22 protein-coding genes and 1 pseudogene are annotated in these 22,710 nt (G+C 69.0%); 16 read left to right on the forward strand and 7 right to left on the reverse strand.

The features are described from left to right. Window positions 1–27 precede the first annotated feature (27 nt). The 9 genes from ACEN98_RS15800 to ACEN98_RS15840 all read left to right on the forward strand — a co-directional run bounded on the left by ACEN98_RS15800 (window position 28) and on the right by ACEN98_RS15840 (window position 9,869). Window positions 28–1,617, forward strand: coding sequence for an AAA family ATPase (locus tag ACEN98_RS15800; protein ID WP_413385750.1), 1,590 nt, complete (start codon window positions 28–30; stop codon window positions 1,615–1,617). Continuing rightward, entirely contained in the window at window positions 1,614–2,573 is a 960-nt protein-coding gene (locus ACEN98_RS15805; protein WP_413385751.1) for a hypothetical protein, read from the forward strand. The genes ACEN98_RS15800 and ACEN98_RS15805 overlap by 4 nt, the downstream gene beginning before the upstream one ends. After that, entirely contained in the window at window positions 2,573–4,366 is a 1,794-nt protein-coding gene (locus ACEN98_RS15810; protein WP_413385752.1) for a VWA domain-containing protein, read from the forward strand. Before ACEN98_RS15805 ends, ACEN98_RS15810 begins: the two co-directional genes overlap by 1 nt. Further along, window positions 4,363–4,944 (forward strand): hypothetical protein, encoded by a 582-nt coding sequence (locus ACEN98_RS15815; protein WP_413385753.1) that lies wholly within the window; start codon window positions 4,363–4,365, stop codon window positions 4,942–4,944. The genes ACEN98_RS15810 and ACEN98_RS15815 overlap by 4 nt, the downstream gene beginning before the upstream one ends. After that, on the forward strand, window positions 4,941–6,257 hold the full coding sequence (locus ACEN98_RS15820; protein WP_413385754.1) for a capsule biosynthesis protein CapK: 1,317 nt from the start codon (window positions 4,941–4,943) through the stop codon (window positions 6,255–6,257). The genes ACEN98_RS15815 and ACEN98_RS15820 overlap by 4 nt, the downstream gene beginning before the upstream one ends. Continuing rightward, the gene (locus ACEN98_RS15825; RefSeq protein WP_413385755.1) at window positions 6,250–7,317 is read left to right on the forward strand and encodes an AAA family ATPase; all 1,068 of its coding nucleotides are present in this window, start codon (window positions 6,250–6,252) and stop codon (window positions 7,315–7,317) included. The genes ACEN98_RS15820 and ACEN98_RS15825 overlap by 8 nt, the downstream gene beginning before the upstream one ends. A gap of 95 nt (window positions 7,318–7,412) precedes the next feature. Next, window positions 7,413–7,634, forward strand: coding sequence for a hypothetical protein (locus tag ACEN98_RS15830; RefSeq protein ID WP_413385756.1), 222 nt, complete (start codon window positions 7,413–7,415; stop codon window positions 7,632–7,634). A gap of 102 nt (window positions 7,635–7,736) precedes the next feature. After that, window positions 7,737–8,588 carry a creatininase family protein gene (locus ACEN98_RS15835; RefSeq protein ID WP_413385757.1) on the forward strand — a complete coding sequence of 284 codons (852 nt, stop codon included), beginning with the start codon at window positions 7,737–7,739 and terminating at the stop codon, window positions 8,586–8,588. A 9-nt stretch (window positions 8,589–8,597) separates the two neighbouring features. Next, window positions 8,598–9,869, forward strand: coding sequence for a hypothetical protein (locus ACEN98_RS15840; protein ID WP_413385758.1), 1,272 nt, complete (start codon window positions 8,598–8,600; stop codon window positions 9,867–9,869). Window positions 9,870–10,034: 165 nt separating this feature from the next. On the opposite strand, the gene ACEN98_RS15845 is transcribed toward ACEN98_RS15840, so the two are convergent. Continuing rightward, window positions 10,035–10,247, reverse strand: a complete 213-nt coding sequence (locus tag ACEN98_RS15845; RefSeq protein ID WP_413385759.1) for a hypothetical protein — start codon at window positions 10,245–10,247, stop codon at window positions 10,035–10,037. 60 nt (window positions 10,248–10,307) lie between these two features. After that, entirely contained in the window at window positions 10,308–10,733 is a 426-nt protein-coding gene (locus ACEN98_RS15850) for a hypothetical protein (protein ID WP_413385760.1), read from the reverse strand. A 369-nt stretch (window positions 10,734–11,102) separates the two neighbouring features. Here ACEN98_RS15850 and ACEN98_RS15855 point away from each other — a divergent pair, with 369 nt between their 5' ends. Both ACEN98_RS15855 and ACEN98_RS15860 read left to right on the forward strand, forming a co-directional pair. Further along, window positions 11,103–11,324, forward strand: coding sequence for a hypothetical protein (locus ACEN98_RS15855; RefSeq protein WP_371766759.1), 222 nt, complete (start codon window positions 11,103–11,105; stop codon window positions 11,322–11,324). Between the two features lie 77 nt (window positions 11,325–11,401). Beyond that, on the forward strand, window positions 11,402–12,685 hold the full coding sequence (locus ACEN98_RS15860) for a glycoside hydrolase family 28 protein (RefSeq protein WP_413385761.1): 1,284 nt from the start codon (window positions 11,402–11,404) through the stop codon (window positions 12,683–12,685). A gap of 19 nt (window positions 12,686–12,704) precedes the next feature. Here the strand turns inward: ACEN98_RS15860 and gudD are convergent, their stop codons facing one another. Together gudD and ACEN98_RS15870 are read right to left on the reverse strand one after the other, a co-directional pair. Further along, a complete protein-coding gene (gudD, locus tag ACEN98_RS15865) occupies window positions 12,705–14,045 on the reverse strand; it encodes a glucarate dehydratase (protein WP_413385762.1) in 1,341 nt (446 codons plus the stop codon). 99 nt (window positions 14,046–14,144) lie between these two features. Beyond that, window positions 14,145–15,029 (reverse strand): LysR family transcriptional regulator, encoded by an 885-nt coding sequence (locus ACEN98_RS15870; RefSeq protein WP_413385763.1) that lies wholly within the window; start codon window positions 15,027–15,029, stop codon window positions 14,145–14,147. A 109-nt stretch (window positions 15,030–15,138) separates the two neighbouring features. On the opposite strand from ACEN98_RS15870, the gene ACEN98_RS15875 reads away from it, so the two are divergent. Next, window positions 15,139–15,879 (forward strand): SDR family NAD(P)-dependent oxidoreductase, encoded by a 741-nt coding sequence (locus ACEN98_RS15875; protein WP_413385764.1) that lies wholly within the window; start codon window positions 15,139–15,141, stop codon window positions 15,877–15,879. A 78-nt stretch (window positions 15,880–15,957) separates the two neighbouring features. On the opposite strand, the gene ACEN98_RS15880 is transcribed toward ACEN98_RS15875, so the two are convergent. Continuing rightward, entirely contained in the window at window positions 15,958–17,256 is a 1,299-nt protein-coding gene (locus ACEN98_RS15880) for an NAD(P)/FAD-dependent oxidoreductase (protein WP_413385765.1), read from the reverse strand. A 113-nt stretch (window positions 17,257–17,369) separates the two neighbouring features. Then, window positions 17,370–17,783 (reverse strand): hypothetical protein, encoded by a 414-nt coding sequence (locus ACEN98_RS15885; RefSeq protein WP_413339539.1) that lies wholly within the window; start codon window positions 17,781–17,783, stop codon window positions 17,370–17,372. A gap of 106 nt (window positions 17,784–17,889) precedes the next feature. Here ACEN98_RS15885 and ACEN98_RS15890 point away from each other — a divergent pair, with 106 nt between their 5' ends. Further along, window positions 17,890–18,822, forward strand: a complete 933-nt coding sequence (locus ACEN98_RS15890) for a LysR family transcriptional regulator (protein WP_413385766.1) — start codon at window positions 17,890–17,892, stop codon at window positions 18,820–18,822. Window positions 18,823–18,853: 31 nt separating this feature from the next. On the opposite strand, the pseudogene ACEN98_RS15895 reads toward ACEN98_RS15890, so the two are convergent. Beyond that, window positions 18,854–18,946 (reverse strand): annotated as a pseudogene (locus ACEN98_RS15895) (PEP-CTERM sorting domain-containing protein); the annotation flags it as partial. A gap of 643 nt (window positions 18,947–19,589) precedes the next feature. Here ACEN98_RS15895 and ACEN98_RS15900 point away from each other — a divergent pair. From ACEN98_RS15900 to ACEN98_RS15910, 3 genes are all read left to right on the forward strand, one after another. Continuing rightward, window positions 19,590–19,799: a ParD-like family protein gene (locus tag ACEN98_RS15900; RefSeq protein WP_056124858.1), complete on the forward strand. Its 210-nt coding sequence runs from the start codon at window positions 19,590–19,592 to the stop codon at window positions 19,797–19,799. Beyond that, the gene (map, locus tag ACEN98_RS15905; protein WP_413385767.1) at window positions 19,796–20,563 is read left to right on the forward strand and encodes a type I methionyl aminopeptidase; all 768 of its coding nucleotides are present in this window, start codon (window positions 19,796–19,798) and stop codon (window positions 20,561–20,563) included. The genes ACEN98_RS15900 and map overlap by 4 nt, the downstream gene beginning before the upstream one ends. 93 nt (window positions 20,564–20,656) lie before the next feature. Beyond that, window positions 20,657–22,702, forward strand: coding sequence for a diguanylate cyclase (locus tag ACEN98_RS15910; RefSeq protein WP_413385768.1), 2,046 nt, complete (start codon window positions 20,657–20,659; stop codon window positions 22,700–22,702). Window positions 22,703–22,710: the final 8 nt, after the last annotated feature.

Consider the following 22,710-nt stretch of genomic DNA (forward strand, 5'->3'; position numbering starts at 1 on the left):
CCCAGCCGCGCCAACGACGAGGAACCCGTGGCATTCGACTTTTTCCGCAAGATTTCCCGCGCACCGACGCATCCCCGCACGGTGTCCCGGCCGCGCGAATTCGACGTCGCCGACCTGTACCGGGGACCGGTCGCCGCGGACGGCGGCACCGGCGGCGCGGACGACATGGCGGGGCAGCTGGACGAGAAGCTGCGCCAGGCCTACTTCTGGATCGTCAACAAGGCGATCATCAGCCCGCACTACGACATCGAATTCAACGAGGGCCCGCCGCAGACGTTCACGGTGGGCGACAGCCGCCGCACCCTGACCTTGCCGTCGGGGCAGAGCTATTCCAGCTTCGTGCTGCTGCCGCTGCTGACGTTCGCCACGCGCCGCAAATGCCTGTTCGTCGGCGGCCCGGGGCGCGGCAAGACGGCCAGCGCGGTGCTGATGGGCGTGCTGTCCGGCGCCAGCGTGCGCGACGTGCGGCGCGCCATGCAGCACGGCCATCCGCAGATGACCATCGCCGACCTGCTGGGCAATCCACTGCCGGCGGATCTCGTCAACGCCCAGGACATGGCGCAGATCCGCATCGCGTGGCGCGCGTGGCTGGGCATGCGCGTCAAGATCGTCGACGAGTACAACCGGATCCCCACGCGCACGCAGAGCGCGCTGCTCACCGTCATGGGCGACAACTATGCGGAAGTGCTGAACCAGGTGTACGAATGCCCGGAGTCGGCGTGGTACCTGACGGCCAACGACGAGCAGGGCGGCGGCACGTATGAAGTGATCGAAGCGCTGCGCGACCGCATCGACGTCGTCGTGCAGGCCCTCGCGTTCAACCCGCGCTTCCTCGACGAACTGCTCGTGCGGATCGAGGAAGACGTGCGGCCGGAAGAACTCATGCCGCGCGAGCTGGTGTTCACGGACGAGGAAGTCGACCGCATGGGCCGCGCGATCCGCGCCGTCGAGGTGCCGGTCGCCGTGCGCCGCCGGGTGGAATTCTTCGCCAGCCAGTTCGAGCTGGCCGAGATGGCCGGTGGCCAGTTCGAATACATGACGAAGGACACGGCGCGCCTGTCCGGCATCGCGTGGCACGAGCTGGCGGCGCTCGACAACGGGCGCGACCGCATGAAGGACCTGGGCTGCCAGACCCTGAACGGCCTCTCGGTGCGCAATCTCATGACCCTGCTGCTGTTCGCCAAGGCGCTCGCCTGGTTCCGCGGCAATCCGCAGGTGGAGCTGGACGACGTGCGCCAGATCCTGCCGTTCGTCCTGCACGACAAGCTGCGGCCCGACCCGGACGCGCCGTTCTTCGCGCTGCCCGAAAATGGTCCGTACCGGTCCGACCGCGTGAGCTGGCTGCGCCGCCTGTTCGACCTTGCGAGCGCGGAATACGCGCGCCTCGATCTCGACCGCAACGATGCCGTCGCGGCGATGGCGCACGAATTCGCGCAGGGACTGGACGGCGTGTCGGAGCGCGAGACGCGTGCGCGGCTCGTGCGCATCGAAAAGCTGATCGGCGAGCGCGTCAAGGGCCGCAAGCTGTATGGCCACCTGTACGACGACCTGCTGAAACTGAAATACCTGCACCAGCGCTACACGAACTACCTGGCCTGGCTGCGCGCGCAGGCATGATCTCGTCCGCCTTCGCCGCCGCGCTGGCCGCCGGCCGCAACGCCTTCAACCAGCGCGTGCGCGACGCGCAGCGGCATTATCCGGCGTTCCGCACCGACGTCCTGCAGCGCTTCCTGGCGGATGAAGTCGACGGCGTCGTCGGCGCCGTCGATCCCGCCCGTGCCGGCGCGGTCGCGGATGCCGCGGTCGACGTCGCGCTGGCACTCGTCGGCCGCGCCCTCGTCGGCCCGGCCGCGCGCGCGGACACGCCGGCCGCCGTGTGGCGCACGCTGTTGCCCCGATACGCGGACCTCGTCGCGAAGTATCCGGACACGGTGCCGGCCATGCTCACGAACGCGGCCATCCACCTGGACACGCTGCCGGGCGTGCGCGGCGCGGACTGGATCGCGCAGCTGGCCGCGCTCGCGCCGCGCACCGCCACCGTGGACGAATTGCGTGTCGTGGGCCAGGTGGCCGCCTGGCGCGCGGGCGCGGCGCATTTCCGGGCCGGCGCCATCGCCGCCGCGGACGCGCTGCCGGCCGCGCTGGCGCTGGCGGCGTTCGGCGCGCGCGATGACGATGCGTGGCCGGACCTGCGCGCGCGCATCGGCGCCGATCCGTGGTGGAGGGCCGACGGCGCCGACGTCACGGCCGGGCGCGAGGTCGGCGGATTCACGGGCTTCGGCGGCGCGTTCGCCGCACCGCCGGAGGTGCGCGCGGGCGCGGACGGCTTCGTCGTGCGGGCAGGGGAGCGCTGCCACCTGCTGCTGGCCGACGCGTACGGCGCCGTGCTGCTGGCCGCCACGCCCGGCGAGTTCGACCGGGCGGTGCCCGGCGGCGCAGTGCGGGTCGATGCGCGCCGCATCGCGCCCGACCTGCCGGCGGACGGCCTGGCCGTGTGCGCGAGCGGCCCTACGCTGGCGCTGACGTCGCCGTACACGCATGCGATCCGCGTGCTGCCCCGGGAGCCGCGCTGATGGCGTCCGGCACGCAGCAGTTGACGGCGCGCTGGCACGCCGCCTGGCCGCAGGCGCTGGCCGCGTGGAGCCGCTACACGTACCTGCACGACCCGCGCCTGTGCGCCAGCACGCTCGCGGCGGCGAAGGAGGGACTGCGCGACAGCTTCGCGATGATCCGCCTCGCCGACCAGAGCGTCGTGATCGACCTGGAAGCCGTGCGCAAGTATGGGCTCGACGATTACGCCGTCGAGATCCTCGCCCACGAGATCGGCCACCACGTGCTTGCCCCGGGCAATGCGACGGACCACATGCGCATGCTGGCGCGCATCCGGCGCGGGCTGCCCAGCCTGGAGGAGCAGGCGCCGCTCGTCGCGAACCTGTACACGGACCTGTGCATCAACGACAGGCTGCAGCGCCAGAGCGGCCTGCGCATGGCCGACATCTATCGCGCGCTGGCCCGCGCCGGCACGCCGCGCAACCCGATGTGGACGTTCTACATGCGCCTGTACGAGCACCTGTGGCAGCTCGGGCGCGGCACGCTGGCGGGAGACAGCGTCACGGAAGCGATCGATGCGGACGCGTGGCTCGGCGCGCGCCTCGTGCGCGCCTACGCGGACGACTGGATGACGGGTGCCGGCCGCTTTGCCGCGCTCGTGCTGCCGTACATCGCGGACGACGCCGGCCGCCTGGCCGCATTGCGCGCGCTGCACGACACGGAGACCGCGGCGGCTGGCTGCGCGCCCGGCGCCGTGCACGAGGTCGAGGACGGCGAAGCGGATGCGGCGCTGCACCCGGCGCACGACCCGCGCGTGACCGGCGATGATGGCGAGGACGGCGAGGACGGCGAACCGGCCGAAGCGCCGCCCGCGCACGTGGCGGGCCAGGCCCGCGAGCCGTTCGAATACGGTGCGATCCTGAAGGGCGCCGGCATCGCGCTCACCGACCACGAGATCGCGATGCGCTACTACCGCGAACGCGCGCAACCTTACCTGATCCCGTTCCCGCGCCGGCGCGCGCCGAAAGCGGGCGAGCCGCGCATCGCCGCCGTCGAACCGTGGGACATCGGCGAGCCGCTCGACCGCATCGACTGGCTGCACAGCCTGATGCTGAGTCCCCGGCCGATCCCCGGCGTGACGACGGTGCAGCGCGGCATCGAGACGGACGCCGGCACCGAGGAAACGCCCATGCCCGTCGACCTGGACCTGTACGTCGACAGCTCGGGCTCGATGCCGGATCCGCAGGTGACGACGTCGTATCTCGCGCTGGCCGGCGCCATCGTCGCGCTGTCGGCGCTGCGCGCGGGCGCCTCCGTGCAGGCCACGCTGTGGAGCGGCACGGACCAGGTGACGGTCACGAACGGCTTCGTGCGCGACGCGGACGCCGTGCTGCGCGTGATCACGGGCTGCTTCGGCGGCGCCACCGCGTTCCCGATCCACCGCCTGCGCGACACGTATGCGGCCGGTCCGCGCCGCCGGCCCACCCACATCCTGATGATTTCCGACGCGGGGATCGACACGATGTTCGCGGACGACGAGCGGGGCAACCGCGGCTGGGACGTCGCGGCGACGGCGCTGCGCCATGCGCGCGCGGGTGGCACGATGGCCCTGAACATTCCCGAAGATTGGCCGGCGCTGGCGTCGGCGCTGGCGCAGTCGAGGTATGCGGACCCCTGGAAGACGCTCGTGCGCGCCCGCGACGAACAGCGCTGGGACGTGCATGCCGTCGCCGACATGGCGCAGCTGGTCGCGTTCGCGGCCGCGTTCAGCCGGCGCCGCTGGGCCGACGCGGCGGGCGGGCGAGGATCGCGGTGAGCGTGGAAGGTCCGGACCTGGAGAGCCTCGTGCGCCGTCTTGCCGGGACGCCGTCCGAGTTCACCGACGAGCCGCGGATCGCCGGCAGCGGCCGCGTCGCGGTGGCCGCCGTCGTGAACGATCTGCTGTACCTGCACGGCGCCCGGGCGCCGCACGCCGCGCTGGCGCCCTTCGAAGGCGGCAGCGTGCGCGCCGACCGCAACCGCCTCGCGCTCGTCCTCATCATCGCGTGGCTGCTGGCCGACGACGGCCTGCGGGCGCTGGATCCGGGGCAGCCCGCGCTGCTGGACGCGCTGGCCGGCGTGGCGCGGGAACTGGCGGCCGTGCCGGCGCACCGCTACGTCGACGATGCCGAGCGGCGCGAGGAACTGGCGCGCACGGTCCTCGCGCGGCTCGGCTGCCACCCGTACGGCGAAACGCCGGAACAGGCGGCCGACCGCCTCGCCGCCGTCAGCGCCGCGGAGCGCCGCCGCCTGCTCGACGCGAGCCGTGCCGCCGAGCGGCGCGCGCGCGCGATCCGCGAGGCGCTGGTGCGCAAGGCCGCCGAGGAATCGGCCGACAAATGGACACGGGAATGAGCGACGACGACCTGGACGCGGAACGCTTCCCGACGCTGACGGCGCACGGCCGGCGCATGCTCGACTTCATGCGCGACCACCCGCACGCGCCCGTGTACCGCAACCGCAGCGGCAACCGTCTGCTCGCGCACGAGGTGGCGGCGCAGCGCGCGTACGAGGCGGAGGTGGCGGCGGCGACCGTCGGCTGGGAGCCCGGCACATTGCCGGACTGGGTGATGCCGTTCGTGGCCGCGACGTTCGCCACCGTGCCGCATTACCGCGCGCTCGGCTCGGCACCACGCCGCTTCGGCGATATCGCGCCCGTGTCGCGCGCCGATTTCGCCGCCGACGTGGCGCAATTCGTGCCCGACCACGTGTCCCTCGACCGCATGATGCACTTCCGGACGACGGGCACGACGGGCCATCCCCTGCTGATCCCGTCGCACCCCATCGTGGCCGCGCGCTACGCCGCCTTCCACAAGCGCGCGCTGCGCCGCGAGGGCATCGTGCCGGCGTACGGCCGGGGCCAGGTCGGCGTCGTCCTGCTGGGCTACCAGCGCCAGTGCTTCACCTATGTGTCGGTGTCGCCCGCGATGGACGAATCCGGCCTCGCCAAGATCAACCTGCATCCGGACGACTGGCGCGATCCGGACGACCGCGCCCGCTACCTCGACGCACTCGCGCCGGAAATCGTCGCGGGCGACCCGATCTCGTTCGCCGAATACCTCACCTTGCCGTTGAAGACGCGGCCGCGGGCGCTGATCTCCGTGTCGATGCTGTTGCTGCCCGGCCTGCGCGCGCGGCTCGAGGAACGCTTCGGCTGCCCGGTGCTGGACATCTATTCGCTGAACGAAGCGGGGCCGGTCGGCGTGTTCGATGCGGCCGCCGGCGGCCACGTGCTGCTGCAGCCGCGCCTCTATGTCGAGATCCTCGACACCGGCGAGATCGCGGTCACGGGCGGCTTCAATTTCTGCCTGCCCCTGCTGCGTTACCGGACCGGCGACTTCGGCGCGCTCGCCCACGGTCCCGCCGGCCCCGTGCTCACCGGACTGTCCGGACGGCGGCCGGTGCGCTATCTTGCGCGCGGCGCGTGGATCAACAACATCGACGTCACGCACGCGCTGCTGCCGTTTCCGCTCCCGCACTTCAACGTGCACCAGCGGAGCGACGCCGCCGTCGTGCTGCGGCTCGCGCCGGGCGGGATGCCGTGGGCGGACGCCGCGCGCGCCGCGCTGGCGCGGCTGTTCGGCGCATCGGTCGACGTCGAGCTGCTGGATGCGGACGGCAAGACGCTGCAGTACACATCCGACCTGGCGGGGGCGCACGATGGCTGAGCCGATCGACAAGCGTTTTGCACGCGGCCTCGTCGTCGGCAAGTTCGCGCCGCTGCACCGGGGCCACATGCACCTGATCCAGAGCGCGATCGATGCCTGCGCCGAGGTTCTCGTGATCAGCTACACGAAGCCCGAGTTCGCGGGCCACGGTCCCGCGGCGCGCGTTGCATGGTTGCAGGCCGTGTTCCCGCAGGTGCGCAGCCTCGTCGTGGACGATGCGTGGCTGGCCGACTGGTCGCGGACGCGCGGCCTGCGCGAACGCCGGCGCCTGCCGCACAACGACGACCATGCGGACGTGCACCGCGCATTCACGGCCTGGCTGTGCACGGCGATCTGCGGCACGACCGTGGATGCCGTGTTCACGAGCGAGGACTACGGCGACGGCTTTGCCGCGGCCCTGTCGGCGCATTTCGGCGCCCGCGCGCGCCGGCCGCACGACGTGCGCCACGTGTGCGTCGACCGCGCGCGCGTGACGGTCCCCGTGTCCGGCACGCGCATCCGGGCGGACCTGCACCGGCACCGCGCCTTCCTGCATCCGGAGGTGTATGCGACGTTCGTGCGCCGGGTGTGCCTGCTGGGCGGCGAATCGAGCGGCAAGACGACGCTGGCCCGGGCGCTGGCGCGGGACCTCGGCACCGTGTGGGTGCCCGAGGTCGGGCGCGAACTGTGGGAGGAGTGGGGCGGGCGGCTGGACTACGCCGACATGCGGCGCATCGCCGAGCGCCAGGTGGCGCGCGAAGACGCGCTGCTGCGCGACGCCACGCGCTGGCTGATCTGCGACGGCAGCGCGCTGACGACCGTGTTCTATAGCCTCGATGGTTACGGCCGTGTCGACCCGGCCGTGCGGCGCCTGGCCGAGCTGCCGTATGCGCACACGTTCCTGTGCGCGCCGGATTTCCCGTTCGTGCAGGACGGCACACGGCGCGACGCGGCGTTCCGCGCGCGCCAGTTCCGCTGGTATGCGCGGGTGCTGGAGGCGCGGGGTGTTCCGTACGTGCTGCTCGAAGGGCCCGTCGCGCAGCGGGTCGCAACGGTGCGGGCCACGCTCGCGGCGTCGTGAGCCCCCTCCTACGCGGCGGCGGCGTGTTGTCCGATTGGGTGGGATGCGGGGCGGTCCCATATGGCGTTTATTGTCGTTACGCCAAGGAGCACATCATGACGGATCAGAAACGCGGCGATCCCAGCCGCCATACGAACTTCCCGGCCGCGTCGCCAGAAAGCAACGTGAACCCGCCGGGCGCGCCGCAGAGCAGCCACGGCAGCGCCACGGAACCGGTTCCCGGCGTCGATCGGGGCAACCGCCAGGGTGGGAAGGCGCAGACGCCCGACGATGCGGCCGCAACGGCCGACCGCGGCACGAGCCGCCGTGACGGATAAACCAACGGTAATGCTCCGGTAATAAAAAATACGGGGTCCGCGTTTCGTCCCGTGCGTGAGGATGCTCTACAATAGTTGCAAAGCATCAGGAACACGGATCACATGCTTCACCTGCACATTTCGGTCGTCCGCCGTGCGCTGGCGATCGCCGGCCTGGCCCTGCCTCTCGCAGGGTCCGCCGCCTCGTCTGTTAGTCCCGGCGTCTACCTCGAAGAGATGACGTCGCCGGAATTGCGCGGCCGCATCGCGGCCGGCACCACGACGGCCCTCGTGCCCATCGGCGGCACCGAGCAGAGCGGCCCGCACATCGTCCTCGGCAAGCACAACGTCCGCGCCCGCGTGCTGGCGGGACGCATCGCCGCCAAACTCGGCGACGCCGTCGTCGCGCCCGTCGTGGCCTACGTGCCGGAAGGGGCGATCGCGCCGCCGGCCGCGCACATGCGCTTCGCCGGCACGATCTCGATCCCGGACGCCGTGTTCGAGGCGCTGCTGGAAGCCACCGCGAAGAGCCTGTGCCGGCACGGCATCCGCGACGTGTTCTTTTTGGGCGACCACGGCGGCTACCAGGCGAATGAAGCCAGGGCCGCCGCGCGGGTAAATCGAAGCAACGGCGGCGCCGGCGGTTGCCGCGCCCACGCACTGGGCGCCTATTACGATGCCGCCACGACCACGTTCAACGCCGACCTGAAACAGCGCGGCTTCACGGACGCCGAGATCGGCACGCACGCGGGCCTCGCCGACACGGCGCTGTCGCTGGCCGTCGACCCGGCGCTCGTGCGGCCCGCCCAGATCGCGGCTGGCGCGCGCGGCGGCGTAGGCGCGGGCGTGCATGGTGATCCGACCCGTGCCACGGCGGACCTGGGCCGCATCGGCGCCGAGCGCATCGTCGATGCGTCCGTCGCGGCGATCCGCGCCGCCCGCGAACCGTCTTCGAATTCCTCCCATCGAAAGTAAAGAGTCATCGTGTCCTCCAAAACCACCATCGGTGCCGTCCTGGCCCTGGCCGTCGTGGCTGGCGGCGTCGTCGCGTCGCGCTTCGTCGATGCGACCGCGACCGCGACCGCGTCCGCGCCTGCGCCCGCCACCAAATCTTCAGCCGTGGTCTCCGTGCCCGGCATGCCCCGCGTCGTCGATTCGCACAACGTCTACAGCGAGATCAGGCAGTTGAGCCCCGCAGTGAAAGGCGACCTGGAACGCGTGTACGTGCCGAACCTGCGCTCGAACGACGTCTACGTCATCGATCCGGCGACGCTGAAGGTCGTCGACCGCTTCAAGGTGGGCCGCAGCCCGCAGCACGTGATCCCGTCGTGGGACCTGCGCACGCTGTGGGTCGCGAACAACGCCGAGCGCACGGGCGACGGCAGCCTGACGCCGATCGATCCGCGCACCGGCAAGCCCGGCGCGAACGTGCCCGTCGACGATCCGTACAACATGTACTTCACGCCGGACGGCAGGTCGGCGATCGTCGTCGCGGAAGCGCGCCACCGCCTCGACTTCCGCGATCCGCACACGATGGCGATGCAGTACGCGATCGAGGTGCCCAAATGCGGCGGCATCAACCATGCCGAGTTCTCGGTCGACGGCCGCTATGCGCTGTTCACGTGCGAATTCGACGGCAGCCTCGCGAAGATCGACCTCGTGGAGCGCAAGGTGCTCGGCTACCTGAAGCTGACGATGCCGTCCACGCGCTTCCGCGAAGGCGTCGACCCGACGGCGCCGGGCGCCAGCGAGATCTGCACGTCGAAGAAAGGCATGCCGCAGGACGTGCGCATCGCGCCGGACGGCAAGCGCTTCTACGTCGCCGACATGGACGCGGACGGCGTGCACGTCGTCGACGGCGACAACCTGACGCAGATCGGCTTCATCCCCGTCGGCCTCGGCACGCACGGCCTGTACCCGAGCCGCGACGGCAAGTTCCTGTACATCGCGAGCCGCGGCACGCACCGCATCCACGGCAAGCCGAAGGGCAAGGGCAGCGTGGCCGTGCTGGACTTCGCCACGGGCAAGATCGTCGCCAACTGGCCGGTGCCGGGCGGCGGCAGTCCGGACATGGGCAACGTCAGCGCGGACGGCAAGTGGCTGTGGCTGTCCGGCCGCTTCGACGATGTCGTCTACCGCATCGACACGAAGACGGGCGCCATGCAAAAGGTGAGGGTCGGCGGCGAGCCGCATGGCCTGACGGTCTGGCCGCAACCTGGCCGCTACTCGCTGGGCCACACGGGCAACCTGCGCTGATCCGCGCGCAGGTGGCGCCAGTCCGACAACGCTACGTTGCGGATTGGCGACGGCGGGACGAAATCCGATTAATTGGTGTCTAGGCCATTTTCGCGCGGCATTAATGGTTTCGATAATTAATGGCATGTACTAACGCCCCGCCCATCATGCTAAAAAATATCACCATCAAAGCGCGCCCTGACGGCCGGACCGGGCAAGGTCGGCGGCCTTGTCGACGACATCGCGCGCAATGATGCAGTCATCGACACGCAGTGGAAGGCGTACATGGCCACGGCGATGCCCGGCCATGAACAACTGGAAGCCCAGCGCTTCATGCAGCTCAAGACGAAGTTCCTCGACGAGGCCCTGCGGCCGCTGCGAACAAAACGTCGGTGCCATGTAAAGATTTTCGGCAGAAATAAAAGTTTCCCGTGGAAACATCGTGACATTGATCGTTGTCTAGTGCAGATGGGCCGGCACAGGTTGCGGCCGCGTACCCGGCGGCGGTGCCTGGCGCGTGGCGGCGGCGACCTCCGTGCCGGCATCCCACGGCAGCGACAGCACGGCCTCCAGCGCATCGGCGACCTGGCGGCCCAGGCCGACATCGCCGCCCTCGATCTGGGGCAGCGTGCGGTGCAGGGCGCACAGCACGACGGCGTAGTCGGCACGGCGCGGGTGCAGCGCGGCGTCGCCGAGCCGTTCCAGCAGTGCTTCCTCGCGGCGGAAATCGGCTTCGACGGCCGCCACGACGGCGGGGAAATCCTGGACGAAGACGTCGTCCGGCTGCGCCTGCAGGGCGGCGACGCGGGCACACAGGCGCGCCCGGCTCGTGCGCAGGGCCGCGCAAGCCGCGAGCGGATCGGCGTCGGGATGATGGAAATGCATGATCTACCTCACTCTCGTCGATGATGACGAGCAGTGTCCGGGCGACGCGGGGTTTTTCGTTTGATCTGTCTCAAGAGGCAGGGATTCCGGCTCCGGTAAATCGGCGCCGCACCGTCTCAGTGCGCGAGGAGGAGCGGCACGCGGGACCTTGCCGTCAGTTCGCGCGTGACGCCGGCCACCGCCCATTCGCGGTAGCGGCTGCGGCTATACGCGCTCGATTCTAAGCATAGCCTTTAAGCATAGTTCAGACGGGCGGAACGGCAAATTGATTCTGTCAATGTCGTACCGCCGCGCGATCGAAAAAATCATCGGCAGAGCGCGCCGCACAGGCATATGCTTAAGTTGCATATACATATAGCGGAGACAACGATGAAATTCGGAATGCAACCCGGCCGCGTAAAAGCGCACCTGCACCTGTCGCACATCCACCGCCCGCATTTCCACATGCCGCACATGATGCACCGCGACTGGCATGCGTTCGAGCCCGTCCTGCGCGTCGCGCAGATCATCCTGCTGGTCGTGCTGGCCCTGCCGTTCGCGCAATTCGTCGCGAAAACGATCGTGTGGGCGTTCAGGGCGCTGTTCGGGTGAATCGATCAGCGAATTGATCCGCGCAAACGGCGCGGCTGCTTTAGCATGAACCGGATCTGACCACGATCCGGACCACCATGCCATTGCTTCCTTCCGCCCGTCGCCGTTTCACCCTCTCGTTATTGTCCATTCCGCTCTGGAGCCACGCGGCGCCGGACGGCAAGCGCGTGTCCATCGTCGACACCGGCGCCGTCGCCGACGGCGCCACGGTCAATACGCGCGCCATCCAGGCCGCCATCGATCGCCTGGCCGGGCAGGGCGGCGGTACCGTCGTCGTGCCGGCCGGCGTGTTCGTCAGCGGCGCGCTGTTCCTCAAGCCGGGTGTCCACCTGCACCTCGACAAGGGCGCCGTGCTGCGCTGCTCGACGGACATGCGGCACTTCCCCGTCCAGCGCACGCGCATCGAGGGCCACTTCGAAGAACGTTTCAATCCCGGCCTGGTCAATGCGTCCGGCTGCGACGGCCTGGCGATCACGGGCGAAGGCACGCTCGACGGCGCCGGCCGCCCGATCTGGGACCAGTTCTGGAAACTGCGCAACGCGTCGAAGGAGAAGGGCAACTTCCGCAACCTGGACGTGCCGCGCGCCCGGCTGGCCGTCATCGAAGGCTCGCGCGGCGTGACGATCGCCGGCATCACGTTCAAGGATTCGCAGTTCTGGAACCTGCACCTGTACCGCTGCCGCGACGTGGTCGTGAAGCATGCCAGCTTCGAGGTGCCGGACGATTACAGGCAGGCGCCCAGCACGGACGGCATCGACATCGACAGCTGCCAGGACGTGCTCGTCGACGGATGCCGCTTTTCCGTGACGGACGACTGCATCGCCGCGAAGGGCACGAAGGGTCCGCATGCGCTCGCGGACAAGGACAGTCCGCCGACGGAACGCATCCGCGTGCGCAACTGCACGTTCCGGCGCGGCCACGCGCTGTTCACCTGCGGCAGCGAGGCGACCGTCGTGCGCGACGTCGTCGTCGAACGTTGCCGCGTGCAGGACGTGGGCGCCATCGCGCACCTGAAGCTGCGGCCGGACACGCCGCAGCGCTACGAAAACATCGCGTTCCGCGACCTCGTGCTGGACTCCGGCAAGGGCGAGATCGTGGCGATCCGCCCGTGGAGCCAGTACTTCGACCTGCAGGGCGAGGCGCCGCCGCACTCGTTCGTGCGCGGCCTCGTGCTGGACGGCCTGCGCGGCCGGTTCGGCGCCTTCGGCATCGTGGCGCCGAACCCCGGCCAGACCGACATCGGCGGGCTCGTGCTGCGGAATATAAATGTGCAACTAACCGACGAGCGGCTGCAGGTAAAGGACGCGGGCAAGCCGGTGGTGGAGAACGTCGTGGTCAACGGCAAGCCCTGGGTCGTGTAGGGCCTGCCGGCGTCCGGTTTCAACGTACCAGGCAGGGGCGTTTGTTGTCGAACTTCCAGCCCGGGATCAGGAACTGCATCGCGACCGCGTCGTCGCGCGCACCCAGGCCCATGTTCTTATACGCCTGGTGGGCTTGTTCCAGTTCCGCTTCGTCCAGTTCGATGCCCAGGCCCGGTTTCGCCGGAACGTGCACGAGGCCGCCCTCGATCTTCAGCGGCTCCTTCGTCAGGCGCTGGCCGTCCTGCCAGATCCAGTGCGTGTCGATCGCGGTGACCTTGCCCGGCGCCGCCGCGCCCACGTGCGTGAACATGGCGAGCGAGATGTCGAAGTGGTTGTTCGAGTGCGAACCCCACGTCAGGCCGAACATCTGGCACAACTGCGCCACGCGCACCGAGCCCTGCATCGTCCAGAAGTGCGGGTCGGCGAGCGGGATGTCGACGGATTGCAGCTGGATCGAGTGGGCCATCTGGCGCCAGTCCGTCGCGATCATGTTGGTCGCGGTCGGCAGGCCGGTGGCGCGGCGGAATTCGGCCATCACTTCGCGGCCCGAAAAGCCGTTCTCGGCGCCGCACGGGTCTTCCGCGTACGCGAGGATGCCGTGCTTGTCGCGGCACACGCGGATCGCTTCGGCCAGCGACCAGGCGCCGTTCGGATCGAGCGTGATGCGCGCGTCCGGGAAGCGCTCGTGCATCGCGATGACGGCATCCATCTCGTCGTCGGCCGACAGCACGCCGCCCTTCAGCTTGAAATCGTTGAAGCCGTAGCGCTCGCGCGCGGCCTCGCACAGGCGCACGACGGCGTCCGGCGTCAGCGCTTCTTCATTGCGCAGCCGGAACCAGTCGTTGCCGGCGTCCGGCTCGGCGCGGTAGGGGAGGTCGGTCTTGCTGCGGTCGCCCACGTAGAACAGGTAGCCCAGCATCTCGACGGCGTTGCGCTGCATGCCTTCGCCCAGCAGCGCCGCGACCGGCACGCCCATGAACTGGCCCAGCAGGTCGAGCAGCGCGGATTCCACCGCCGTGACGGCGTGGATCGTCGTGCGCAGGTCGAACGTCTGCTGGCCGCGGCCGCCCGCGTCGCGGTCGGCGAACGCGGTGCGCATCGCGTTCAGGACGTTGTTGTACTCGCCCAGCGTCTTGCCGACGACGAGCGGGCGCGCGTCTTCGATGGTCTGGCGGATCTTTTCGCCGCCCGGCACCTCGCCGAGGCCCGTGTTGCCCGCACTGTCCTTGAGGATGACGATGTTGCGGGTGAACCAGGGGCCGTGGGCGCCGGAGAGGTTCAGCAGCATGCTGTCCTGGCCGGCGACGGGGACGACGCGCAGTTCGGTGACGACAGGGGCGCTGGTAACGATGGTGGTCATGTTGGCTGTATCGGTAGGGGGACAAATCGTTCCCCATGATATCTTTCGATCGATTCAGCAGCAAACCAAATTAGGATGGCAAGTATCCAGAAATTGAATTTATTGCGTCCGAAACGTCGGCAAAACCTCGTTCAGGAACAGTTGCAGCACAGGATTGTCGTGGTTGCGGCGATAAGTACATACCGTTTCGACGGGCTCGGTGGCCATCCGGCGCATGACGATGCCGTCGAATTTCAGGCGGGCCGCCCCTTCCGCGATGAGGGCGGCGCCGATCCCCGCGCGGACCAGCGCCAGCATCGTGTGCACCTGGCCGATGTGCTCGACGACGTCCGGCACGACGCCGGCGCGGGCGAAGCGCTCGCTGAGCATCTGGTAGAAGGGCCGCGCCTCGTACGGCGAATACATGACGAACGGCCGGCCGTGCAGGTCGGCCAGCGCGGGTTCCAGGGGCCACTGGTCGGCGTCGCGCTCGTGGATGGCCAGCATCAGGGATTCCGTCGCGATCAGCTGGCTGTCCAGGTCCGCACTGACGGGGTGCGGGCGCATCAGGCCCAGGTCCAGCTCGCCCGCGTTCAGCGCTTCCACCTGGGCCGTGCTGACCAGTTCCTTCAACGTCAGCGTCACGCCCGGCGACCGTTCGCGCAGGCGGCGCACGACTTCCGGCAGCAGGCTGTAGCCGGACGCGGACGTGAAGCCGATGGCGATGCTGCCCTGTTCGCCCTTCGCGGCGCGCCGGGCGGCAAACATCGCTTCCTCGGCGATCCGGAGGATGCGTGCCGCTTCCGGGAAAAACGCCTTGCCGGCGGCCGTCAGCCGGACCGTGCGGCTGTTGCGCTCCAGGAGCTGGGCGCCGACGTGGTGTTCCAGCAGGCGGATCTGGCGGCTCAGCGGGGGCTGCGTCATGTTCAGGCGCTCCGCGGCGCGGCTGAAATGCAATTCTTCGGCGACGGCGACGAAGCAGCGGAGCTGGCTGATCTCGAACATGGATGTCCTGGGCGGTGGTTGGGGCGAGCGCAATTATGACCGATGCGCCGCCCATCCGGCCGCCCGTGGTATCGTCGGGCAGTGTCAAGGACATGCAAGGAGGGACGTCATGGGTTTCGACCAGCGCATCGCCATCGTCACCGGCGCATCCGGCGGCATCGGCCGGGCCACCGTGCGGCGCCTGCTGCAGGGCGGGGCTGCCGTGATGCTCGCGGGCCTCCACCTGGACCGCCTCGACGCCACGCGCGCCGGCCTCGGCAAGGAATTCGACCCCGCGCGCATGGCCACCATCGCCTGCGACGTGGCGCGCGAAGACCAGGTCATTGCCGCCGTCGACGCGACGATCAGGCAGTTCGGCGGCTGGGACTACGTCGTCAACAACGCGGGCACGATGCTGTTCAAACCGATCGAGGAGCAGACGGAGCAGGACTGGCGCGGCATCCTCGACGTGGACCTGCTGGGCGCCTTCTTCTTCACCAAGCAGGCTTTCCTGCGCATGCGCCGGGGCGGCGCCATCGTCAACGTCTCCAGCGTCCACGCCGTCGAGACGGAACCCCTCGTCGCGCCGTATGCGGCGGCGAAGGCGGCGCTGCTGTCGCTCACGCGTTCGGCCGCGCTGGAAGGCAAGGCCAAGGGCATCCGCGTGAACGCCGTGCTGCCGGGCGCCGTCGACACGCCCATGCTGTGGGATAACCCGAACGTGAAGGCCGGCGTCGAAGTCATCGACAAGGCCGACGTCGGGGCGCCCGAGGACCTCGCCGCCGCCATCGCGTTCCTGCTCACGGACGAGGCCCGCTTCGTCGACGGCGCGTCGCTGCGGGTCGATGGCGCGCGGTTGGCGCGCCTGTAGCCGCGCCGCAAGCGGCAGGGTGGGCACCCCGTGCCCACGCGTAGTGGCAGGGTGGGCACCCCGTGCCCACGCGTAATGTTAATGCCAGCGGACGGGCATCAGCATCTTCGACCGGAACCAGCGCGCCAGCAGGTTGCCGCACATCCGCACCAGGCCCAGATGGCCCATCACGTGGCGCTGGTACGTGAGACCGTACATGGCCAGCGCGAACGGCCCTTTCACATGCAGGTGGCGGTTGCCGATCGCGCGGCGCAGGATGCCGACCGCGCCCGCCCGTCCCAGCGACACGAGCGTGCCGTAGTCGCGGTACTGGAAGCCCGGCAGCGTGTCCGGCGCCTTGTGCGCCAGCAGCGTCGCCAGGTAGATCGCCTGCTGGCGCGCGGCCTGGGCGCTGGGCGGGGCCATCGCCGTCTTGTCCGGATTGAGCAGGGTGCAGCAATCGCCCATCGCGTGGATCTCGGGATCGGTCACGCTGCGCAGCCGGCTGTCCACGACCACCTGGTCGTTGCGGTTCAGCGCCACGTTCAGGCCCGTGCTGAAGCGCGGACCCTTCACGCCGGCCGCCCACACGGTGATCGCGGCGGGGAACACGCGGCCGTCCGTCGTCGTCACTGCGTCCTCGCGCACTTCGGCGATCGCGGTGTCGGTGCAGATCTCGATGCCCATCGCGCGCAGCTTGCGCACGGCCAGGTTCGACGCCTCGGCGTCCAGCGACGGCAGCACCTGCGGCCCGCGCTCGACGATGCGGATGTGCACCTGGTGCGGCGACTCGAGGCCCGCGAGGCCGTAGTGGGCCAGCGTGTCGACCGTGTGGCGCAGGTCCGCCGCGAGTTCGATGCCGGTCGGGCCGGCGCCGACGATGACGATGTCCAGCAGCGGCGCGCCGGCATCCGTGCGGGCATTGCGGCGCCGTCCCGCCTGGGCGCACAGGCCGAGGAAGCGCTGGCGGAACGCTTCCGCGCCTTTCACGCTGTCGAGCGCCAGACAGTGTTCCTGCGCGCCGGGGATGCCGAAGAAGTTCGTGACGGAGCCGTAGGCCAGCACGAGGCGTTCGTAATCGATGACGGTGCGGGCATCGGGCGCATCATCGAAACGGCTGCGCACGGTCAGGGTGCGGCGGGCGCGGTCGACGTCGACGACTTCGCCGCAGACGAACGTGAAGTGGTTGTCGATGGCCTGGCGCGCATAGTCGATCATGTGGTCGGCCGGGTCGATGGTGCCGGCGGCGACCGCGTGCAGCAGGGGTTTCCAGAAGTGGGTGGGGGCGCTGTCGATGAGGATCACGCGCTCCCGGTGGCGAGCGCCGAGGCGGCGTCCCAGGCGGGTGGCGAGTTCGAGGCCGGCGACGCCGCCTCCGACGATGACGATGGACTGCATGGTGTGCTCCCTTCTTTTTCGAATCGATGGGACACCGGGGGGAAGGCTCCCGGCGCCGCGCTGCGTTCGCGCATCCGGCGGGAGCAGCGCCCGCGGATGCCGGGAAGACTGCTTTAGTGGGCCATGGTCTGCATTGCTACCTTGCGCATGTCCTTGCGCAAAACGGTCGCCTTGGGCGTGCGTACGCCGATGCGCGCGGTGCGGGCGGCGGCGATGGCGCGCGGCGACGTCGTCACGGCCAGCGCGGCGTCGGGCTGTACGCCCAGCTGGTCCAGGACGACGGAATACGGGGCCTTGTGGCCGCGCGCTTCGAAATCGGCGCCCGTCAGCACGACGGAAAAGATGTGGTGCGCGGTGTCGCCGAAGCGGCGGCGCAGCTGTTCGCCCGCCTCCTGGTGCGGCAGTTCGGAGATCAGGGCGCACGGCAGGCCGTCTTCGATCGCCTGGTCCAGCAGGCGCTCGGCGTCGGCCGGGACGCCGGTGGAACGGAATGCGGATAAGTCGAAGATGAACGCTTGTGCCGTCATGATGATCTCCTTTTGCAGGTCGTTGTCGCTTGAATTGGTTTTACTATACGGCTGGGCGGGATAAAATAAAAATAAATCTTTTTTAGAATCCGATAAGGTATAGCTTATGTATCCAGCCAGCTTCAAACAACTGCAGGCGCTGATGCTCGTGGCGCGTCACCAGAGCGTGTCGCGCGCGGCCGAGGCGATGCACGTGACGCAGCCGGCCGTGTCGCTGCACCTGAAACTGCTGGAGGAAGCGGCCGGCGTGCCGCTCACGCGCCGCCAGGGCCGCAACATCCAGATGACCGCCGCGGGCGAGCTGCTGGTGGGGTACGCGGAACGCATCCTGGGCCTGTGGGAAGAGGCGGGCGACGAGATCGCGGCGCTGAAGGGCGTCACGTCCGGTACGCTGCGCATCGGCGCGGTGATGACGGCGGAGCACCTGCTGCCGCCGATGCTGGTGCGCTTCACGACGGGTCGTCCGCACGTGCGGATCAAGCTGCAGGTGGGCTCGCGCCCGGAGGTGATCGGCATGCTGTCGCGCGACGAGATCGACCTCGCCATCATGGGCACGCCGCCGCGCGAATTCCCGACGAGCGCGAGCCGCTTCGCGCGCCACCCGATGGCGTTCTTCGTCGCGCCCGGCCACGCGCTGCTGGAGAAGGAGAACGTGACGCTGGCCGACATCGCGGCCCACAACCTGCTCGTGCGCGAACGCGGCTCCGGCACGCGCGCGGCGATCGAGCGGCGCTACGAGGAAGAGGGCGTGGCCCTCGCGATCGGGTCCGAGTTGTCGAGCAACGAGGCGATCAAGCAGATGACGGCGGCGGGCCTCGGCGTCGCCTTCCTGTCCGTCCACGCGTGCACGCTGGAAGTGCGCAACCGGCTGCTGGCCGTGCTGCCGGTGCCCGGCGTCGTCGTGCAGGGCGAATGGCATGTGATGCACAAGGCGGCGCGCGCGATTCCGACGGTGGCCGCGTCGTTCCACGAATTCATGGTGGAGCACGGCCAGCAGGTCATTTCGGACGAGCTGGAAAACATCGCGTGGCGAACCTGAATCCTTGGGCCGCCACGCGCGGCACCGGCGCTCAGCGCGCTGATTTGCGGCGAGCCGCGGCCAGGCCGGCGAGGCCCAGTCCGAGCAGCGTCAGGCTGGCCGGCTCGGGCACCTGGGCGACGTCGAAGTCGACGTTGTCGATGGCGATATAGCCATTCGAGGGCGCGCCGGAGAAGGTGACGGACGTGACGTTTTTCAGATTCGCAAACTGGTAGCTCTGGTAAGCATTGCCGAGCGAGATCGTGTCCGTGCCGTTGAGCGTCAGGTCGAACGCGTTCACCGACGTGTACCAGCTCAGCCCCGCGTCGAATCCATTGAGGGTGAAAGTGCCGCCGCCGGTCCTGGTGATGGTCACCGTGGCGTCGAGGCCGTAGATGAGGTTGTCGGTGCCGTTGTCGGCCTTGCCGCCGCCGGGCGTCCAGACGTAGGCGAACCCGCTCGAGGAGGTGAACGTCAGCCCCCCGGTGGACAACGGCAGTGCCGGCGTACCCGCCTGGTCGTCGAAGGTGATGACGCTTGCCTGCGCCTGGCATGCGCCGAATGCCAGGAACAGCATTGCACCGATGAGTTTCAGAGAAGTGGTTTTCATGTCAGTCCTTGAGGTTTATAGATATTGACGGACATAAAGCAATATTGATGCCATTTGATAATAATCAATGACTTATAGAAATTAATGTTGTCTTGTGTAAGTTTTTTCGACAGCGCTTGCGGCGGTGCGCGACCAGAATATATACTCCATATATGGAACGTATATGAAAGGTAGGGACATGGGCATCGTGAACATCGAAGACGAGCTGCACGACCAGATCCGCAAGGCGAGCACGGTGTCGTGCCGCTCGATCAACGCGCAGGCCGCGTTCTGGGTCCGCATCGGCATGCTGTGCGAGCTGAATCCGACGCAGAGCTTCAACGAGATCATGGCGCGCGAGCTGAGGGCGGCGGGCGTCGTGCCGCAGGCGCTCAAGGTGGCGTCATGACGAAGCGGCCGGAGGAAGTCGCGCTGATGGCGGCGGCGGGCAAGCTGCTGGCGGACGTCTTCGCGCAGCTCGACCGGCTCGATCTCGCCGGCATGTCGACGATGCAGGTGAACGACCTGGTCGACGACTTCATCGTGAACACGCTGGGCGCGCGCCCGGCCAGCAAGGGCCAGTACGGCTATGCGTTCGCGCTGAATGCGTCACGCAACGACGTCGTGTGCCACGGCGTGCCGTCGCCGGCCGACGTCCTGCAAAGCGGCGACATCGTGAACTTCGACATCACGCTGGAAAAGAACGGCTACATCGCCGACTCCAGCAAGACCTACCTGGTCGGCGCCGTGGCGGCGCCGGCGCAGAAGCTCGTGCGGGTGACGTACGAGGCGATGTGGCAGGGCATCCGCGCCGTGCGTCCCGGCGCGCGGCTGGGCGACGTGGGCCATGCCATCGAGCGGCATGCGCGCCGCCACGGCTATGCGGTCGTGCGCGAGTACTGCGGCCACGGCATCGGGCGCGAGATGCACGAGCCGCCGCAGGTGCTGCACTGGGGCCGCCCGCAGACGGGCCTCGTGCTGCGCGAAGGGATGGTGTTCACGATCGAGCCGATGCTCAACGCGGGCCGCTCCGCCGTGCGCACCGGGGACGACGGCTGGACGGTGCGTACGTGCGATGGGGCCTTGTCGGCGCAGTTCGAGCACACCGTCGCCGTGACGCGCAGCGGCGTGCGCGTGCTGACCTTGCGCGCCGGCGAAAAGATGCCCGTCTAATACGTTTCCGTGGGTCAATAGATACGTCACAACTTGATTTGTGGAATCTGACGTTTCCTGATGTTACTATTCGGGACTACGTGTGGAGGAAGCATGGTTGTGCGCCGGATATTATTGGGCCTGCTGCTCGTCTGCCAGGCGGCCGTGGCCCGGTCCGGCGACGTGCATGAAGACTTTACCCGCGACTTGACCGTGATCCGGGAAGAAGCGTACGTCATGCCGCGCGCGGCATTGCAGCGGCTGGATGCGCTGCGGCGGGGGCACACCGGCCGCGAACTGGGCCAGGTTCTCGTCGTGACCAGCCGCGCTTATTGGTGGATGAAGGACAAGAACCGGGCCGTCGATGCGGCCCTTGGGGCCGAACGGCTCGGCCGCGAGCTTCACGACGACGATTTGCTGGCGAGGGCGATGCTGAGCCACGCGTATGCCTTGTCGATGTTCGTGCACGACCAGGAAGCCGCGCGCCGGCTGATCCAGGGCGCTGCCCGGCTCGCGGCCGACTCCGCCGACCCCTACTTGAAAACCCAGGCACTCGTCACGCAGGGATTGCTGGCGGAAGAGGACGGGGACACGGCGGGCGGCATCGAATTCGTAACCCGTGCGGTGGACGTCGCGCGGGCCGGAGCCGATCCGGACGCCCTGCAAATGGCGTTGCGCGAACAGGCGCGCCTGCTGGCCATCGTGGGGAAGACCACGGAGGCGCTTGCCCGCACCGACGAGATGATCGCCACCGCACGGGCGCGCGGCATCGCCGGCCAACTCGCGCATGCGCGCCTGTCCGAATATGGGACGGCCGCGCGCGCGGGCAACCTGAAGCGTGCCGAAGCCGCGCTGAAAGCCGCGGTCGACATCCTGGAACAACTCCATGCACGGGAGAGGCTGGCGGTGCCGCTGGCGAATCTGGCGGAGCTCTACATGCAGAGCCGGCGCTTCGGCGAAGCGGAACGGGCGGCCGTGGCGGCGCTGCGCATCTCGCGCGCCGTCGGCGACGACTACGGCATCCAGCTCGCCTCGTTCGAACTCGGACTCACCCGGATCTACTTCCGCAACATCGCCGAAGGAAGGTCCATGGCGGACAAGGCGCTCGAGGCGCTGAAGAACGACGACCAGTACGTCCGCATGCTGCTCAACTACGGCCATGCGCTGGGCCAGGTCGGTTTTGGCGAGGCGGCGTTGACGATCTACGAGAAAGCCGGTTCCGTATCGCTGGCCGCGTGGCGCAAGGAAAAGCAGTTGTCCTATGAAGCGTTGCAGCGGGCCTGGGACAACCAGAAGAAGCAGAGCGAACTCGCCGCGCTCCACCACGAGAGCGTGTTGAAGGCCGCGGAGCTGCAGAACGCCCGGCGCCAGCGGAGCCTGTGGGTGGCGCTGTGCGCGACGACCTGCATCGCCGTCGTCCTGATCGGCTTCCTGTACCGGCGCGTGGCAAAGGCGAACAAGTCGCTGCGGCAGAAGAACGACCAGCTGTTCCTGCAAAGTACGCGCGATTCGCTGACGGGGCTCTTCAACCGTCACTACTTCTACGAACAGGTCGTGCCCCATCACCACCGCAAGGCGGGCGCCGCGTCCGAACGGCGCGCCGGCGCGGAAGGGCGCACGGGCGGCGTGTTCCTGCTGATGGACATCGACCGCTTCAAGTCCATCAACGACACGCTGGGCCATGGCGCGGGCGACGTCGTGCTGAAGAACGTGGCCGCGCGCCTGGCTGCCACGCTGCGCGAACAGGACGTGCTGGTGCGCTGGGGCGGCGAGGAATTCCTCGCCTACCTGCCGGGCATCGGCACGGACGAAGCGCGCCAGGTGTGCGCGCGCGTGCTGGCGGCCGTGGGCGGCGCGCCGGTCGCGCTGGACGACCGCGCGTTGGACGTGACGATCTCCATCGGCTTCTGCCCCAAGTCCCTGATCCCGGGCGACGTCGATCCGGACTGGGAGCAACTGGTCCATCTCGCCGACCTGTGCCTGTACGCGGCCAAGCAGGGCGGGCGTAACCGGGCGGTGGGGATCCTGGACGCCGCCGTGCTGGCGCCGCACGTGATCGCCGCGGCGGATGCGGACCTGAAGCGGGCGGCGGCAGACGGCGTGCTCGCGCTCGCGACCGTCATGGGGCCGGCCGCGCCGCCGGTCCGTGCGGCCGCCTGACCGTCGGC

It is taken from the genome of Massilia sp. CT11-137, from assembly GCF_047302885.1.
Lineage (GTDB): Bacteria > Pseudomonadota > Gammaproteobacteria > Burkholderiales > Burkholderiaceae_D > Telluria > Telluria orientalis.